Genomic DNA, 14874 nt, shown 5'->3' with positions numbered 1-14874 from the left:
ACGCGTTGCGGGCACGACGATTGCTCGCAGCGTGCATCCCCCGCTCAGCAGGAGATCGACCATGCCCCTGACTTCTTCCGCCCAATCTTCCCGCGCGACCCCGCGCCCGGTACCTGGCGCGGGCGATCCGTCGCCCCGCGTCGACGCGGCCGACCCGGACGCGCATGTCGATGGCGCCTGCGTCCGCTTCACCCTGCTGGGCGGCGCCACGCCCGTGCGTGTGGCCGTGTCGAACAAGGCCATGGTCGAAGGCTTGGGCGCCGAGCCCAACGAGGCCAGCCTGCTGCAAGCGTATCGCCAGCACTACGCGCGGCTGCATGCGATCGCGTCGGAAATGGCGCCTAGTACGCTGGACGGCGGTGTGCTGGTCACCGATGCCGCGCTGGCGCAGCACGGCGGTGGCGCGTCTGCCGCGGCAGCGCGCCCCTGACCACCTCTGCCGTCACGCGGCCCCTTGCGCAGGCGCCGTGCGGCCGCAGCGCCCTTCACTAATTCGTTGCATAGCGAGTGGCCCGCCGGCGATCCCGGCGGGTTTTTTTATCGGTGCGCGACAACGGCGGCAGCCGGCCCCGGTGCCCAGACGCGCCGCGGCCCCGGGGTCCTCTCCACCAGGAGCATCTCCCCGGGGCCGCGTCGCCGTGCCCCTTGCCGATCTCACCGTGCCGACCCTGCCAGAGGGCCGGCGGGTGATGGCAAGTTTTACTTGGCCTTGCCCGCATTTGCCGCCTCGGCGTTGGCCTGAGACAGCGCGAGCATGCTGAGCTTCTCGTCGGTAGCCTTCTCTTCGGCCAGCGTTTCCTTCAGCAGCTTCAGCGCTTCGGTTTCGCCCAGTTGCTTGGCGAAGGTGCACAGCGTGCCATAGCTGGCGATTTCATAATGCTCCACCTTTTGCGCGGCGGCGATCAGCGCCGCATCGAGCACCGGGCCCTTCTCGACTTCTTCGAGAATTTCCTTGGCCTCTTCGACCAGCCCTTCCATCGCCATGCACTTGACGCGTTTCAGGCGCAGGTCGCTGCCTTCCACCATCTTGTCGATGCGCTCGATCTGGCCACGGGTTTCCTCCAGATGCAGCGTGAAGGCTTCGGCCAGCTTTTCGTCGGTGGCGGCACGCGCCATCTTGGGCAAGGCGCGCGTCAACTGCTTCTCGGCGCTGTAGATGTCCGAGAGTTCGTGGATGAACAGGTCTTGCAGGGTTTTTGCAGCCATGACTTATCTCCTGAATGAAAGGTAAAAAAATCGACGTGCCGCCGATATCGTTGCTCACGCAACCAGCGTTCCCGGATACAAGTCCGTGCACCGCGCCCGGCTGCGGGACGCGACGCGGCTGGCCCGCTTCCCGCGGCAGGCGTAGACTCTCGCCTTCGTTGCCGTCTTCCACGCTGTCGTCATGAATCCCCCCCAGGCCCCTACCTCCACGCGCGTGCCGTTCCGTGCGAGCTTTCTGCTGGGCATTGCCCAGATCCTGATCTGGGGCGGATCGTTCTTTCTGCTCTCGGTGCTTGCCGATCCGATCCACCGCGACACCGGCTGGTCCATGACCTGGATCTATGGCGCGCTGACGGTCAGCGTGCTGATCTCCGGCCTGCTGTCGCCGCGCGCCAATGTGTTCATCGCGCGCCGGCAGGGCCGCCGCCTGTTGATCGGCTCGTGCTGGATCGTGGCGGCCGGCCTTGCCGTGGTCGGGGCCGCGCCGAACCTCGCGCTCTTCATCGCCGGCTGGTGCCTGATCGGCGCCGGCATGGCCGGCGGTCTCTACGACCCGCTCTTCGCCACCCTCGGCATCCAGTACGGCCAGCGCGCGCGCTCGATGATCAACGCCGTCACGCTCATCGCGGGCTTCGCCACCACCGTGGTCTGGCCCATCCTCGCGTGGATCGTCGAACCCCTGGGCTGGCGCGGCACCTGCTTCGTCTACGCCGCCGTACTCGCGCTCTGCGCCACGCCGCTCTACCTCAAAGGCCTGCCGCCGGACACCGGCCGCGACGCGTCGGCGGCGGCCCCGTCGGCGACGCCTGCGTCCACCGGCGCGACCGGCGCGGCGCTGCCGCGCAGCACCTATCTGCTGCTGTCGTGGGTGTTCTCGGTCGCGGCGATTCTCATGACCGCGGTGTCCGTCCAGATCATCGTGCTGCTGCAGGGCGCGGGGCACTCGCTGGCCTCGGCGATCGCGTTGGGCGCGCTGATCGGCCCGAGCATGGTCGCCATGCGCGTGATCACCTTGTCGATGAAGCGCCTGCATCCCATCTGGATGGCGGTGATCTCGGCCGCCTTCGTGGCGCTGGGCCTGACACTGATCCTGGTCAGCCCGCAGGCCGCGGCCGTCGGCATCGTCTGCTACGGCATCGGTAACGGCCTGCGGGCGCTGGTGCGCGGCACCCTGCCGCTGTCCCTGCTGCCCGCCTCCGACCTCGCGCCGGTCATGGGCCGCCTGGCGCGCTCGTCGCTGCTGTGCCAGGCCCTGACTCCGCTGGCTTGCGGCCTGCTGATCACCCACGCGGGTAGCCAGGGCACGCTCATCGTGCTGACCCTGCTGGCCATCCTGAACCTGGGTTTGACGTGGTGGCTGCGCGTGCGGGTGCGCGCCGCCGCGGCAGCACAATAACGGTTCTCATTACCCTGACAGCCGCAGGGGTATTACCCCTACGTACCCCAAGGCCATTGCCCGGGGCGGCGTCGTCACGTCTGATAACATGACTCGTCCGGGCGCTCCCGGGCCCTTCCGCCCAGGCCGCGCCATCCCGATTTCTCTAGCGTAAGACCCCGATGGTCGCCTCCGATACCCTTCTCAAAGCACTCCAAGCCTGTGTCGATCCCAACACCGGCAAAGACTTCGTCACGACCCGCGCGATCAAGAACCTGGACATCAGCGGCGACGGCGACGTGTCGTTCGACGTCGAGCTCGGCTATCCCGCCAAGAGCCAGATTCCGGCGCTGCGCCGCGCGCTGATCGGCGCCGCCAAGACCGTTGCCGGCGTGCAGAACGTGTCCGTCAACGTCCAGAGCGTGATCACGAGCCACTCCGTGCAGCGCGGCGTGGCGCTGCTGCCCAATATCAAGAACGTGATCGCCGTCGCCTCCGGCAAGGGTGGCGTGGGCAAGAGCACCACGGCCGTCAACCTGGCGCTGGCACTCGCTGCCGAAGGCGCGCGCGTCGGCATCCTCGACGCCGATATCTATGGTCCCAGCCTCTCGCTCATGATGGGCATCGAAGGCCGGCCGCAGAGCGAAGACGGCGACACGATGGAGCCGCTCGAGAACTACGGCGTGCAGGTCATGTCGATCGGCTTCCTGGTGGACGCCGACGAAGCCATGATCTGGCGCGGCCCGATGGCCGTGCAGGCACTCGAGCAACTGCTGCGTCAGACCAACTGGAAGAATCTCGACTACCTCATCATCGACATGCCGCCGGGCACCGGCGACATCCACCTCACGCTGAGCCAGAAGGTGCCGCTCACCGGCGCCGTGGTCGTGACCACGCCGCAAGACATCGCGCTGCTCGATGCGCGCAAGGGCGTGAAGATGTTCGAGAAGGTCGGCGTGCCGGTGCTGGGCGTGGTCGAAAACATGGCCGTGCATGTCTGTACCCAATGCGGCCATGTCGAACATATCTTCGGCGAAGGCGGCGGCAAGAAGATGGCGGCCGACTACGGCCTGGCCTATCTCGGCGCCCTGCCCCTCGACATCGATATCCGCATGCAGGCCGACAGCGGCCGCCCGTCGGTGGTGTCCGATCCCGATGGCGAAGTGGCCAGTCTGTACAAGTCGCTGGCACGCCAGGTGGCGGTGTCGGTGGCCGACATGGGCAAGGACTACTCCTCGGCGTTTTCATCGATCTCGATCAAGCGCGCGTGAAGCCGGCCATGGACACGCCCGCCGCCCCCCCTCTGCCCGACGTGCCCATCACGCTGGACGTCGCCGTGCTGATGCGCAAGGAGCGCATCACCGGCGCGATGGCGCGCTGGCAGGAGTGGCGCTGGGTGCTGGAAGACGTGGTGGTCGACGAAGGCGGCTTCGGCACGCAGCCGCGCCTGCTCTATCACGATGACAACCAGCAGCGCTGGCTGCACCCCGGCTACACGGTGCGGCTGTTCAAGGACGACGCCGAGGGCTATCTGCTGAACGCCGATGCGCCCGCGCCGTGCTGGTTCGTGCTGTGGCGCATGGAAGAAGAAGCCGCCATCGCCGACGAGCCGCTCGCGCGGCCCGAGATCGTCACGCTGAGCTACCACGACGCCGGCCGCTGGCTCGACGCGCAGGAAACCGTGGAACAGATCCCCGCGCCCGAGCCCATCGTGGCCTGGCTGCGCGCATTCATCGCCCAGCACTATGTGCCGGAGCCCAAGCGCCGGCGCCGTCCCGCCAGCTTCCAATCGCTGCAGGATCGTTTCGGCAATCCGGCTTCGGTGAGCACGATCAAGAAGTTCGGCGGCGGCCAGGGGCAGTCATGAGCGATACGCCGCCCTCCGGTTTCCTGCAGCGCTGGTCGCGCCGCAAGATCGAGGCGCGCCAGGAGCCGGCGCGCCCCGCCGACGATCCGGCCGCGGCCGATGTGCCGCCCGACGCCGACACCGCGCAGACCGCCCCGGCGCCTGCCGACAAGGTCTCGGCGCCGGCTGCGCCCGACGCGGTGCGTGCGCCCGCCGGCGATACCGCCGCGCCCGCGCTGCCCACGCTCGACGATGTGCGCGCGCTCACGGCCGATTCCGACTACAGCGCGTTCGTGGCGCGCGAAGTCAGCCCGGAAGTGAAAAACGCCGCGCTGAAGAAGCTGTTCACCGATCCGCACTACAACGTGATGGACGGCCTGGACATCTACATCGACGACTATTCGCAGCAGGCCCCGCTGCCCGAATCCATGCTGCGTAAAATGGCGGTGTCGAAGGTGTTCGGATTCTTCGAAGACGAAGCGCGTTGCGCCGCCGGCGCCGTACTGAACGAACCCGCCGCCGACCCGGTGGCGCCCGCCGGCGAGAGCCTGGCCGCGCCCGACGACGCGATGCATCAGGCCGCGATCGGCACGCCCGTCGCGGCCGCCGACGAACGCCACACCCCAGCGGGCACAGATCCGCAAGACTGCGATCCGGCCGTGGCCGAGGCCGCAGCCCGGAAACACAAGCACTGACGAGCCGTACCATGACGACACTGATCTGCGACTGCAATCGCACGATGCCGCTCGCGCCCGAGGCGCTGGGCGAGGCATTGGGCGAAACGCTCACGCGCCATTCCACCCTGTGCCGCCGCGAAGCGGGCGCCTTCCAGCAGGCCGTGCGCGGCGATAGCGACGTCGTCGTCGCCTGTACCCAGGAAAAGCGCCTGTTCGGCGAGCTGGGCGCCGCGACCGAGGGCGCCGTCGCCCCGGTCAAGTTCGTGAACATTCGCGAGACCGGTGGTTGGAGCCGCGATGCCGACCAGGCCATGCCCAAGCTCGCCGCGCTGCTGGCCGCCGCGCATCTGCCCGAGCCCGATCCGGTGGCCGTGGTCAGCTACAAGAGCGCGGGCCGCCTGCTCATCGTCGGTCCGCTCGACCGCGCCGAACAGGCGGGTGCGCTGCTGGACGACGTGCTCAACGTCACCCTGTTCTCGCAAGGCCCGGGACAGCATGGCGGCGCGCAGAACCGGCGCTTTCCCACGCTCGCGGGCCGCCTCACCGGCACCACCGGCTGGCTCGGCGCCTTCGAGGTGCAGTGGACGCAGGACAACCCCATCGACCTGGATCTGTGCACCCGCTGCAACGCCTGTATCACCGCCTGTACCGAAGGCGCGATCGGGCTGGACTACCAGCTCGACCGCGCCAAGTGCGGCAATCACCGCGACTGCGCGGCGTCCTGTACCGTGGCGGGCGCCATCGATTTCAGCCGCTCGCCCGAAAGCTTCGCCGAAACCTTCGACCTGATTCTGGATCTCGGCACCCAGCCGCTCTTCACGCAGCACGCGCCGCCGCAGGGCTATTTCCGCTGGGACGGCGTCAATCCCGGCGTGCTGATGCGCCTGCGCGACATGGTCGGCGAGTTCGAGAAGCCCAAGTTCTTCGACTACAAGCAGAAGCTCTGCGCCCACAGCCGCAACGCCACCGTGGGCTGCAACGCCTGTGTCGAGATCTGTTCGGCCCAGGCCATTTCGAGCGACGTGCGCGGCCAGCAGATCAAGGTCAATCCGAATCTGTGCGTGGGCTGTGGCGCCTGTACGACCGTGTGCCCGACCGGCGCGCTCACCTACAGCTATCCGCGCAACCCCGACCAGGGCGCGCGCCTGCGCACGCTGCTCTCGACCTACGCCAAGGCAGGCGGCCGCGACGCGGTCCTGCTGCTGCACAGCCAGGAGCACGGCCAGGCCTTGATCGAAGACCTCGGCCGCCAGGCCCAGCTCAAGCGCGCGCACGGCGTGCCGGCCAACGTCATTCCGGTGCCGCTCTGGCATACGGCCAGCCTGGGCCCGGATCTGTGGCTCTCCGCCGTGGCTTACGGCGCCACGCAGGTCGTGGTGCTGACCACCGACGAAGAGGCGCCGCAATATCTGGCCGGGCTCGACGCCCAGCTCGACATCGCACAGACCCTGCTCAACGGCCTGGGCTATGCGGGCCGGCATCTGCACCTGCGCCGGGCGACCGACACCGCGAGCCTCGACGCGCAATTGCTCGCGCTCGTGGCCGAGGTGCCGCAGGCGCCTCGTACCGCCGCGCGCCACGCCCTCGCGCCCGAGAAGCGCAGCACGCTGGAGCTCGCGCTCGAACACCTGATCGCGCAGGCGCCGGCCGGCTTGCCGGAGGCGATCGCGCTGCCCGCGGGGGTGCCCGGCCAGGGTTCGCCGCTGGGCGGCGTGCGCGTCAACCGCGACACCTGTACGCTCTGCATGAGTTGCGTCAGCGCCTGCCCCTCGGGCGCGCTGCTCGACAATCCGCAGTCGCCGCAGTTGCGCTTCCTCGAGAAGAACTGCGTTCAGTGCGGCCTGTGCACCACCACCTGTCCGGAGTCGGCGATCGAGCTGGTGCCGCGCCTGTTGCTCACGCCGCAGCGCAAGGAGGCGGTGGTCGTGAATGAGACTCAGCCATTCCATTGTGTGCGCTGCAGCAAGCCCTTCGGCACCGCCAAGGCCATCGACGCCATGGTGGGCCGGCTGGCCGGCCACGCCATGTTCCAGGGCGCCGCTCTCGAGCGCCTGAAGATGTGCGGCGATTGCCGCGTCATCGATATGTACTCGTCCGAGAACGAAACCAAGATCACCCAACTATGAGCGCTTCCGTTTCCCTCGCCGACCTCTCTCCCGCCGGCTTCGACGAAGAAGTCGCGCGCGCCGAAATCTACGGGCTGCTGGCCCAGCTGTATTACGCCCCGCCCTCGCCCGAGCTGCTGGCCGCCGTGCGCGCGGCCGCGCCCGAAGCGCCGATGGCGGGCGGCTTTCTGGAGGCGCCGTGGCAGGCCCTGGTCGAACAGGCCAAGGCCGGCACCGACGCGGCCATCGCCACTGAGTACGAGGCGCTGTTCGGCGGCGTGGGCAAGCCCGAGATCTATCTGTTCGGCTCGCACTACCTCACCGGCTTTCTCAACGAGAAGCCGCTGGTGGGCCTGCGCGACGACCTGGCCGCGCTGGGCCTGGCCCGCGATCCGGCCATGCCCGAAACCGAGGATCACATCGCCTATCTGTGCGAGGTGATGCGCTATCTGATCGCGGGCGACGACGCGGCGGTGGCCAACCTGACGCAACAGCGCAGCTTCTTCGCGGCCCACCTGCAGCCCTGGACGGGCGACATGGCCGACGTGATCATCGCCCACCCGGCGGCGCGCTTTTACGGCGCGGTTGCCGCCTTCACGCAAGCCTTCGTCACCGTCGAGGCCCAGGGCTTCGACATGCTCGGCTGACACCGTAAGCACCGGAAAAAGCACACTTTTTTCATTTACAAACCGCGCGGATTGCTGCGCTGCAACTTGCTTCCGAGAATAGGGACGGTTGCCGCACTCTTCTGCCGCGAGGTACATTATGCAAAGTTTTTCATACCTAGCTGCCCAGGAGACGACCATGTCCGATCACCCCATCGACCGTACACGCCGCAAATTCTTTGCCGGTTCGGCCGCCGTCGGCGCCGCCGCCGTGGGTGCCGTCGTCCTGCCGGGCGTGCAGACCGCGCCCGCCGCGCCGCAAGCGCAGCCCGCTCCCGAGCGTGGTGGCGGCTATCGCGTGAGCGAGCACGTCAAGCGCTACTACAAGACCACTCTCGTTTAATTCGCGGAGCGAGACCTATGCTGCTCACCAAAAAAACCGGTGGCGCCGCCGACAGCGCCGCCGATTCGCATTTCATCCGCAGCCTGCGCCGCGGCATGTCCCAGGCCCTGCCCACGATGGACCGGCGCACGTTCCTGCGCCGCTCCGGCCTGGGCGTGGGCGCCGGTCTCGCCGCCACCCAGCTCGCGCTCGTCAAGCGCGCCGAGGCCGCCGACGGCAAGGTCGCGGTGGGCAATACCAAGCTCACCGTGCGCCGCACGGTCTGTAGTCACTGTTCGGTGGGCTGTGCCGTCGACGCCGTCGTCGAGAACGGCGTCTGGGTGCGCCAGGAGCCCGTGTTCGATTCGCCGATCAACCTCGGCGCCCACTGCGCCAAGGGCGCGGCGCTGCGCGAACACGGCCACGGCGAGCACCGCCTGCGCTATCCGATGAAGCTGGTCAACGGCAAGTACCAGCGCATCAGCTGGGACACCGCCCTGCAGGAAATCACCGATCGCATGATCGCCCTGCGCAAGGAAAGCGGTCCCGACTCCGTGTACTTCATCGGTTCGTCCAAGCACAACAACGAACAGGCGTATCTGATGCGCAAGTTCGTGAGCTACTGGGGCAGCAACAACTGCGACCACCAGGCGCGCATCTGTCACTCCACGACGGTGGCCGGCGTGGCCAACACGTGGGGCTACGGCGCCATGACCAATTCGTACAACGACATGCAGAACGCCAAGGTGGCGCTGTATATCGGTTCGAATGCGGCCGAGGCCCACCCGGTGTCGATGCTGCACCTGCTGCACGCCAAGGAAACCGGCTGCAAGGTGATCGTGGTCGACCCGCGCTTCACGCGCACCGCCGCCAAGGCCGACAAGTACGTGCGCATCCGTTCGGGTACCGACATTCCGTTCCTGTTCGGCGTGCTGTATCACATCTTCAAAAACGGCTGGGAAGACCAGGCCTACCTGCAGGCCCGCGTCTACGGCATGGACGACGTCAAGGCCGAAGTGCTGGCCAAGTGGACGCCCGAGAAGGTCGAAGAGGCCTGTGGCGTCGACGAAGCCACCGTCTTCAATGTGGCCAAGACGCTCAACGAAAACCGCCCCGGCACGATCGTGTGGTGCATGGGCCAGACCCAGCACACGATCGGCAACGCCATCGTGCGTGCCTCCTGTATTCTGCAGCTCGCGCTCGGCAATGTCGGGCGTTCGGGCGGCGGCACCAACATCTTCCGTGGCCACGACAACGTCCAGGGCGCGACCGACGTCGGTCCCAACCCCGACTCGCTGCCCGGCTACTACGGCCTGGCCGAAGGCTCGTGGCGCCACTTCGCGCGCGCCTGGGGCGTCGACTACGACTGGATCAAGAGCCGCTACGCCTCCCCCGCCATGATGACCAAGCCGGGCATCACGGTGTCGCGCTGGATCGACGGCGTCCTCGAAAACCCCGACCTCATCGACCAGGAAACCAACCTGCGCGCGGTGTTCTATTGGGGTCACGCGCCCAACTCCCAGACCCGTGGTCTGGAGATGAAGCGCGCCATGGACAAGCTCGACCTGCTGGTCGTGGTGGACCCCTACCCGTCGGCCACCGCGGCGATGGCGGCCATGCCGGGCAAGCCCGAAGAGCTGAACCCCAACCGTGCGGTGTACCTGCTGCCGGCCGCCACGCAGTTCGAAACGCGTGGCTCCTGTACGGCCTCGAACCGCTCGCTGCAATGGCGCGAGCAGGTGATCGAGCCGCTCTGGGAAAGCCGTACCGATCACATGATCATGTACCAGATGGCCGAGAAGCTGGGCTTCGGCAAAGAGCTGGTCAAGAACTACAAGATGGAGAAGGCCAAGGGCGGCATGGAAGAGCCCTCCATCGAAGACATCCTGCGCGAGATCAACGCCTGCGTCTGGACGATCGGCTACACGGGCCAGAGCCCCGAGCGCCTGAAGGCCCACATGCGCAACATGCATGTATTCGACGTGAAGACCCTGCGCGCCAAGGGCGGCAAGGATCCCGAGACCGGCTACGACCTCACCGGCGATTACTTCGGCCTGCCGTGGCCGTGCTGGGGCAACCCGTCGCTCAAGCATCCGGGCACCGCGAATCTGTACGACACCAGCCTGCACGTGATGGATGGCGGCGGCAACTTCCGCGCCAACTTCGGCGTCGAGCGCAATGGCGTCAGCCTGCTGGCCGAAGACGGCTCCCACTCCAAGGGCGCCGATCTCACCACCGGCTATCCCGAGTTCGACCACGTGCTGCTCAAGAAGCTGGGCTGGTGGGACGACCTGACCGCCGACGAAAAGAAGGCGGCCGAAGGCAAGAACTGGAAGACCGATTCGTCGGGCGGCATCATCCGCGTCGTCATGAAAGAGCACGGCTGCCACCCCTTCGGCAATGCCAAGGCGCGCGCCGTCGTCTGGAACTTCCCGGATCCGATTCCGCAGCATCGCGAGCCGATCTACGGCACGCGCCCGGACATGGTCGAGAAGTATCCGGCTCAGAGCGACATCAAGACCTTCTGGCGTCTGCCCACGGTCTACACCTCGCTGCAGAAAAAGAACGTCGCCGACAAGATGTACGAGAAGTTCCCGATCATCCTCACGTCCGGCCGTCTGGTCGAGTACGAGGGCGGTGGCGAGGAAACCCGCTCGAACCCCTGGCTGGCCGAACTGCAGCAGGAGATGTTCGTCGAGATCAACCCCAAGGCGGCCGCCGACCGCGGCATCCGCAGCGGCGATCGCTGCTGGGTGCTCACGCCGACCGGCGCGCGGATGAACGTGCAGGCGCTCGTGACCGAGCGCGTGGGCGTCGATACCGCCTTCATGCCGTTCCACTTCTCGGGTCACTGGCAGGGCAAGGATCTGCTCTCGCACTACCCCGAGGGCGCGGCCCCGATCGTCCGTGGTGAAGCCATCAACACCGGCACCACCTATGGCTACGACTCGGTGACCATGATGCAAGAAACCAAGACCACCATCTGCAACATCGAAAGAGCTTAAGGAGAGCGCAATGGCTCGCATGAAATTTGTCTGTGATGCAGAACGGTGTATCGAGTGCAATAGCTGCGTCACCGCCTGCAAGAACGAACACGAAGTGCCGTGGGGCGTGAACCGCCGCCGCGTGGTCACGCTCAATGACGGCGTGCCCGGCGAGAAGTCCATCTCGGTGGCCTGCATGCACTGCAGCGACGCGCCCTGTATGGCCGTGTGTCCCGTGAACTGCTTCTACCGCACCGATGAAGGCGTGGTCCTGCACAACAAGGACACCTGTATCGGCTGTGGCTACTGCTCGTACGCCTGTCCGTTCGGCGCCCCGCAGTTCCCCTCGCAGGGCAACTTCGGCGTGCGCGGCAAGATGGACAAGTGCACGTTCTGCGCCGGCGGCCCGGAAGCGCACGGCAGCGCCGAAGAGTTCGAGAAGTACGGCCGCAACCGCCTTGCCGAAGGCAAGCTGCCCGCCTGTGCCGAGATGTGCTCGACCAAGGCCCTGCTCGCCGGCGACGGCGACGTCGTGGCCGACATCTTCCGCACCCGCGTGCTGCATCGTGGCAAGGGCGCCGAAGTCTGGGGCTGGGGCACCGCCTACGGCTCGCAGCAGGCCGGCCAGCCGCCGCAGCAGGGCACCGACGCGAAGGCCAAGCCATGATCGCGCGCCTCGTCCTTCTCGCGGGGGTCCTGGCGCTCACGGCCTGCACCGAGCAGCCCCAGAAGATGCAGCACACCGACGTCGGCGGCAAGCCGCTGTACGACGGCACGGGCAGCAACTTCATGGCCTCGGGCTGGAAGCCGGGCGACAAGAACAGTTGGCAGCAAGAGCTGAAAACCCGCGCCCAGCGCGGCCAGAACGAATACACGAAAGTGTATTGACCGGGAGTTCGCCATGATACGGTCACTCTTCGCAGCACTGGTGATCAGCACCGCGGCCCTCGCGCCCGCGGCGGCTCAGAACGCCTCGCCGCCTCCGGGCGGCGGCCTGGGCCACATCCAGAGCACCAATATCTTCGAGGTCAAGCCCGACGCCAATCAGCTGCCGGGCTATACCGAGCAGACCAACGCCGAGCGCGCCAAGGTCCAGCCGGGCAACAACGCGCCGTTCTGGCGTCAGGTCAACTCGGGCGAGCCGGGCTACTCCAGCCTGCCCAAGAGCCAGGCGCCCGAAGCCGGCATCCTGATCCAGCGTTTCGTGCAGTACCCGGGTTCCGACTACACCACGGCGGGCGAAGCCTGGCGTCAGGTGCGCAACCACTGGATCATTCCTTATGGCGGCGGCCTGCTGCTGATCGCGCTCGTCGCGATCCTGCTGTTCTATTTCGGCAAGGGTTCGATCAAGCTGCACGACAAGCCCACCGGCCGGCGCATCGAGCGCTTCACGTACTTCGAGCGTGCCGCCCATTGGGTCAACGCCGCGGCCTTCGTGATCCTGGCGCTGTCCGGCATCGTGATGGCGTTCGGCAAGTTCTTCCTGTTGCCGATCATGGGCAGCGCCCTGTTCGGCTGGATGACCTGGGTGCTGAAGACGGTGCACAACTTCGTCGGGCCGGTTTTCGCCGTGTCGCTCGTGGTCGTGCTGATCACCTTCTTCAAGGACAACATCCCGCGCCGCTACGATCTGCTGTGGCTCAAGAAAGGCGGCGGCCTGCTGACCGGCGATCATGTGCCCTCGCACCGCTTCAACGCGGGCGAGAAGATCATGTTCTGGGGCGGCATGCTGTTCCTGGGCCTGATCTCGGTGTTTTCGGGCCTGTTCCTCGACATGGTCGTGCCGGGCCTGAGCTACACCCGCGGCAACATGCAGATCGCACACATGATCCACGGCGTCGCCGTGCTCCTCATGACCTGCATGATCATGGGCCATATATACCTGGGCACCATCGGCATGCAAGGCGCGTTCAAGGCCATGAAAACCGGCTATGTCGACGAGACCTGGGCGCGTGAGCACCACGAGTACTGGTACGACGACATCAAGGACGGCAAGATCCCGGCCCAGCGCACCCCCGATAAAAATGCCAAGACCAGCCCGACGCGGCCGGCCGGCGCCTGATGCAGAACCAGGAGTCAGCATGAAGAAGATCGTCGCAATGCTTTTCGTGATGGCCGCGGCGCCGGCGTTTGCCAAGCTGCCCGCGCCCACGCCCGAAGCCAAGGCCCGCGCGGACGAAGCCTCCGCCAAGGCGGCCTGGGCCGCCAAGGTCGATGCGTTCCAGCTGTGCGAAGCGCAGGATCGCGTGGCCTCCGTGTATTACGAGCAGGCCAAGGCCAACGGCAAGACCACGCGTCCGCCGGTGCCGACCGCCGGCTGCACGGACCCCGGCCCCTTCGCCTATGTGAAGCCCGAGGAAAAGCCGCTCGAAACCGGCGGCGCGCATTCGCCGGCAGGCAATGCCACTCAGCCGCCCAACAACGCCACGCCGCAGGCTCAGCCGCAGTCCGAGCAGAAGCCCGAAGCGCAGACGAAGTAAGGCCGTGTCACCGCGCCGGTTCGCCGGCGCGTGGCGCAATGAAACGAGCCCGGCCATGGTGCCGGGCTCGTTTCATTGAAGCCGTCGTTACCCCGCGGCCCGGCGGCCGGGCTTGTCGGCTTTGTCGGGAAAGTCCCACCAGGGCAGCATGCGGCTCAAGGACAGCACCTCACCACTGCGCACGGGCGTGTAGCCCGGCATGCGGGCGAGCCGCTCCTGCCAGGCGTCGCCCTGCAGCAGCGCGAGCAAGGCTTGCGTGGCGGGCAGCTCCAGCGTGGATTTGAGGCACACCAGGAAGTAGTTTTCGGTAATGAGCGGCACGAAGTCCAGCCGCTCGTGTACCGCCGTGGAGGCGATGCCCAGGCCCGCGTCGGCGCTGCCGGACGCCACGGCGTGGGCCACGGCCTTGTGCGAGGGCTCGGTGCGCGTGTAGCCGGTGATGGCGCCGCCATCGATGCCGGCCTCTTCGAGCAACTCGTCGAACAGCACACGCGTACCCGTGCCGAGGCCACGGTTCACGTAGCGCAGGCCGGGCTGCAGCAGATCCTGCAGCGTGCGCAGCCCGCGCGGGTTGCCGCGCGGCACGATCAGGCCCTGCTGGCGCTGGGCGAAGCCGATGATCTTGTGCTGACCGGGTTGCAGCAGCGGCTTGTAGGCGCGCTCGCTGCGCGACCCCGGCACGGGCTGCTGCCGGGTATGGAAGCCCGCCATCACGCAACGGCCTTCATTGAGCGCGCTGATGGCGTCGAGGCTGCCCACATACGAGACGTCGAGGTGCAGCTTGGCCAGGTCGACCGCATGCTCCTGCAATGCGGCCAGCGCGTCGTCATGACTGGCGTAGAGCGGCACCACGTGCGCGGCGTTGTCGAAGGCCACGGCGAAGGTGCGCTCGAGCTCGGCATGCAGCGCGCTGATCTGCGGCGCGAGCCGCGCCTGGGCCTGGCGCTCGGCCCACAGCAGCTTCTCGCCGAACTCATTGAGCCGCGCCGGCTGGCCCTTGTCCCAGACGATCAGCGTGCGCCCGAGGATCTGCTCCCAGCGCTTGAGCTCGCCCCAGACGTGCCGATACGACATCCCCAGGGCCTTGGCCGCGGACGAGATGGACCCGTGCTCGCGCACCGCGACCAGCAGGTCCATCAGCGCGTTACGGATCAGGGCCGGCCGCGCGTCGTCGGCGCCCAGCAGATAGTTCAATTCGATTCGATGCACGGCGG

15 protein-coding genes are annotated in these 14874 nt (G+C 67.2%); 13 read left to right on the top strand and 2 right to left on the bottom strand.

Going from position 1 to position 14874, the window contains the following annotated elements:
• The first annotated feature begins 61 nt into the window (after positions 1 to 61).
• Entirely contained in the window at positions 62 to 430 is a 369-nt protein-coding gene (locus CAL25_RS10540) for a DUF1488 family protein (protein WP_094799912.1), read from the top strand.
• A 269-nt stretch (positions 431 to 699) separates the two neighbouring features.
• Here CAL25_RS10540 and CAL25_RS10535 read toward each other — a convergent pair whose 3' ends face one another.
• The gene (locus tag CAL25_RS10535; RefSeq protein WP_094799911.1) at positions 700 to 1206 is read right to left on the bottom strand and encodes a ferritin-like domain-containing protein; all 507 of its coding nucleotides are present in this window, start codon (positions 1204 to 1206) and stop codon (positions 700 to 702) included.
• A gap of 181 nt (positions 1207 to 1387) precedes the next feature.
• Here CAL25_RS10535 and CAL25_RS10530 point away from each other — a divergent pair, with 181 nt between their 5' ends.
• From CAL25_RS10530 to CAL25_RS10475, 12 genes are all read left to right on the top strand, one after another.
• Positions 1388 to 2602, top strand: coding sequence for an MFS transporter (locus CAL25_RS10530; protein WP_094799910.1), 1215 nt, complete (start codon positions 1388 to 1390; stop codon positions 2600 to 2602).
• 161 nt (positions 2603 to 2763) lie between these two features.
• Positions 2764 to 3852: an iron-sulfur cluster carrier protein ApbC gene (gene apbC / locus CAL25_RS10525; protein ID WP_094799909.1), complete on the top strand. Its 1089-nt coding sequence runs from the start codon at positions 2764 to 2766 to the stop codon at positions 3850 to 3852.
• An 8-nt stretch (positions 3853 to 3860) separates the two neighbouring features.
• Positions 3861 to 4448, top strand: a complete 588-nt coding sequence (locus CAL25_RS10520) for a DUF3305 domain-containing protein (protein WP_432759236.1) — start codon at positions 3861 to 3863, stop codon at positions 4446 to 4448.
• A complete protein-coding gene (locus CAL25_RS10515) occupies positions 4445 to 5122 on the top strand; it encodes a DUF3306 domain-containing protein (RefSeq protein WP_094799908.1) in 678 nt (225 codons plus the stop codon). The genes CAL25_RS10520 and CAL25_RS10515 overlap by 4 nt, the downstream gene beginning before the upstream one ends.
• 11 nt (positions 5123 to 5133) lie before the next feature.
• The gene (locus CAL25_RS10510) at positions 5134 to 7230 is read left to right on the top strand and encodes a 4Fe-4S binding protein (RefSeq protein WP_094799907.1); all 2097 of its coding nucleotides are present in this window, start codon (positions 5134 to 5136) and stop codon (positions 7228 to 7230) included.
• On the top strand, positions 7227 to 7856 hold the full coding sequence (locus CAL25_RS10505; RefSeq protein ID WP_094799906.1) for a TorD/DmsD family molecular chaperone: 630 nt from the start codon (positions 7227 to 7229) through the stop codon (positions 7854 to 7856). Before CAL25_RS10510 ends, CAL25_RS10505 begins: the two co-directional genes overlap by 4 nt.
• A 157-nt stretch (positions 7857 to 8013) precedes the next feature.
• Positions 8014 to 8217 carry a twin-arginine translocation signal domain-containing protein gene (locus CAL25_RS10500; RefSeq protein ID WP_094799905.1) on the top strand — a complete coding sequence of 68 codons (204 nt, stop codon included), beginning with the start codon at positions 8014 to 8016 and terminating at the stop codon, positions 8215 to 8217.
• A gap of 17 nt (positions 8218 to 8234) precedes the next feature.
• The gene (locus CAL25_RS10495) at positions 8235 to 11201 is read left to right on the top strand and encodes a formate dehydrogenase subunit alpha (RefSeq protein WP_094799904.1); all 2967 of its coding nucleotides are present in this window, start codon (positions 8235 to 8237) and stop codon (positions 11199 to 11201) included.
• Between the two features lie 10 nt (positions 11202 to 11211).
• Positions 11212 to 11847, top strand: a complete 636-nt coding sequence (gene fdh3B / locus CAL25_RS10490) for a formate dehydrogenase FDH3 subunit beta (protein WP_094799903.1) — start codon at positions 11212 to 11214, stop codon at positions 11845 to 11847.
• The gene (locus CAL25_RS10485; protein ID WP_094799902.1) at positions 11844 to 12068 is read left to right on the top strand and encodes a hypothetical protein; all 225 of its coding nucleotides are present in this window, start codon (positions 11844 to 11846) and stop codon (positions 12066 to 12068) included. The genes fdh3B and CAL25_RS10485 overlap by 4 nt, the downstream gene beginning before the upstream one ends.
• A 13-nt stretch (positions 12069 to 12081) precedes the next feature.
• The gene (locus CAL25_RS10480; RefSeq protein ID WP_094799901.1) at positions 12082 to 13242 is read left to right on the top strand and encodes a formate dehydrogenase subunit gamma; all 1161 of its coding nucleotides are present in this window, start codon (positions 12082 to 12084) and stop codon (positions 13240 to 13242) included.
• 19 nt (positions 13243 to 13261) lie between these two features.
• Entirely contained in the window at positions 13262 to 13660 is a 399-nt protein-coding gene (locus CAL25_RS10475; protein ID WP_094799900.1) for a hypothetical protein, read from the top strand.
• A gap of 87 nt (positions 13661 to 13747) precedes the next feature.
• Here CAL25_RS10475 and CAL25_RS10470 read toward each other — a convergent pair whose 3' ends face one another.
• Positions 13748 to 14869: a substrate-binding domain-containing protein gene (locus tag CAL25_RS10470; protein WP_094799899.1), complete on the bottom strand. Its 1122-nt coding sequence runs from the start codon at positions 14867 to 14869 to the stop codon at positions 13748 to 13750.
• Positions 14870 to 14874: the final 5 nt, after the last annotated feature.

The organism is Bordetella genomosp. 5, from assembly GCF_002261315.1.
Lineage (GTDB): Bacteria > Pseudomonadota > Gammaproteobacteria > Burkholderiales > Burkholderiaceae_B > Bordetella.
Note: the sequence above shows the minus strand (reverse complement) of the source record. Positions and strands in the feature narration are given on the sequence as shown.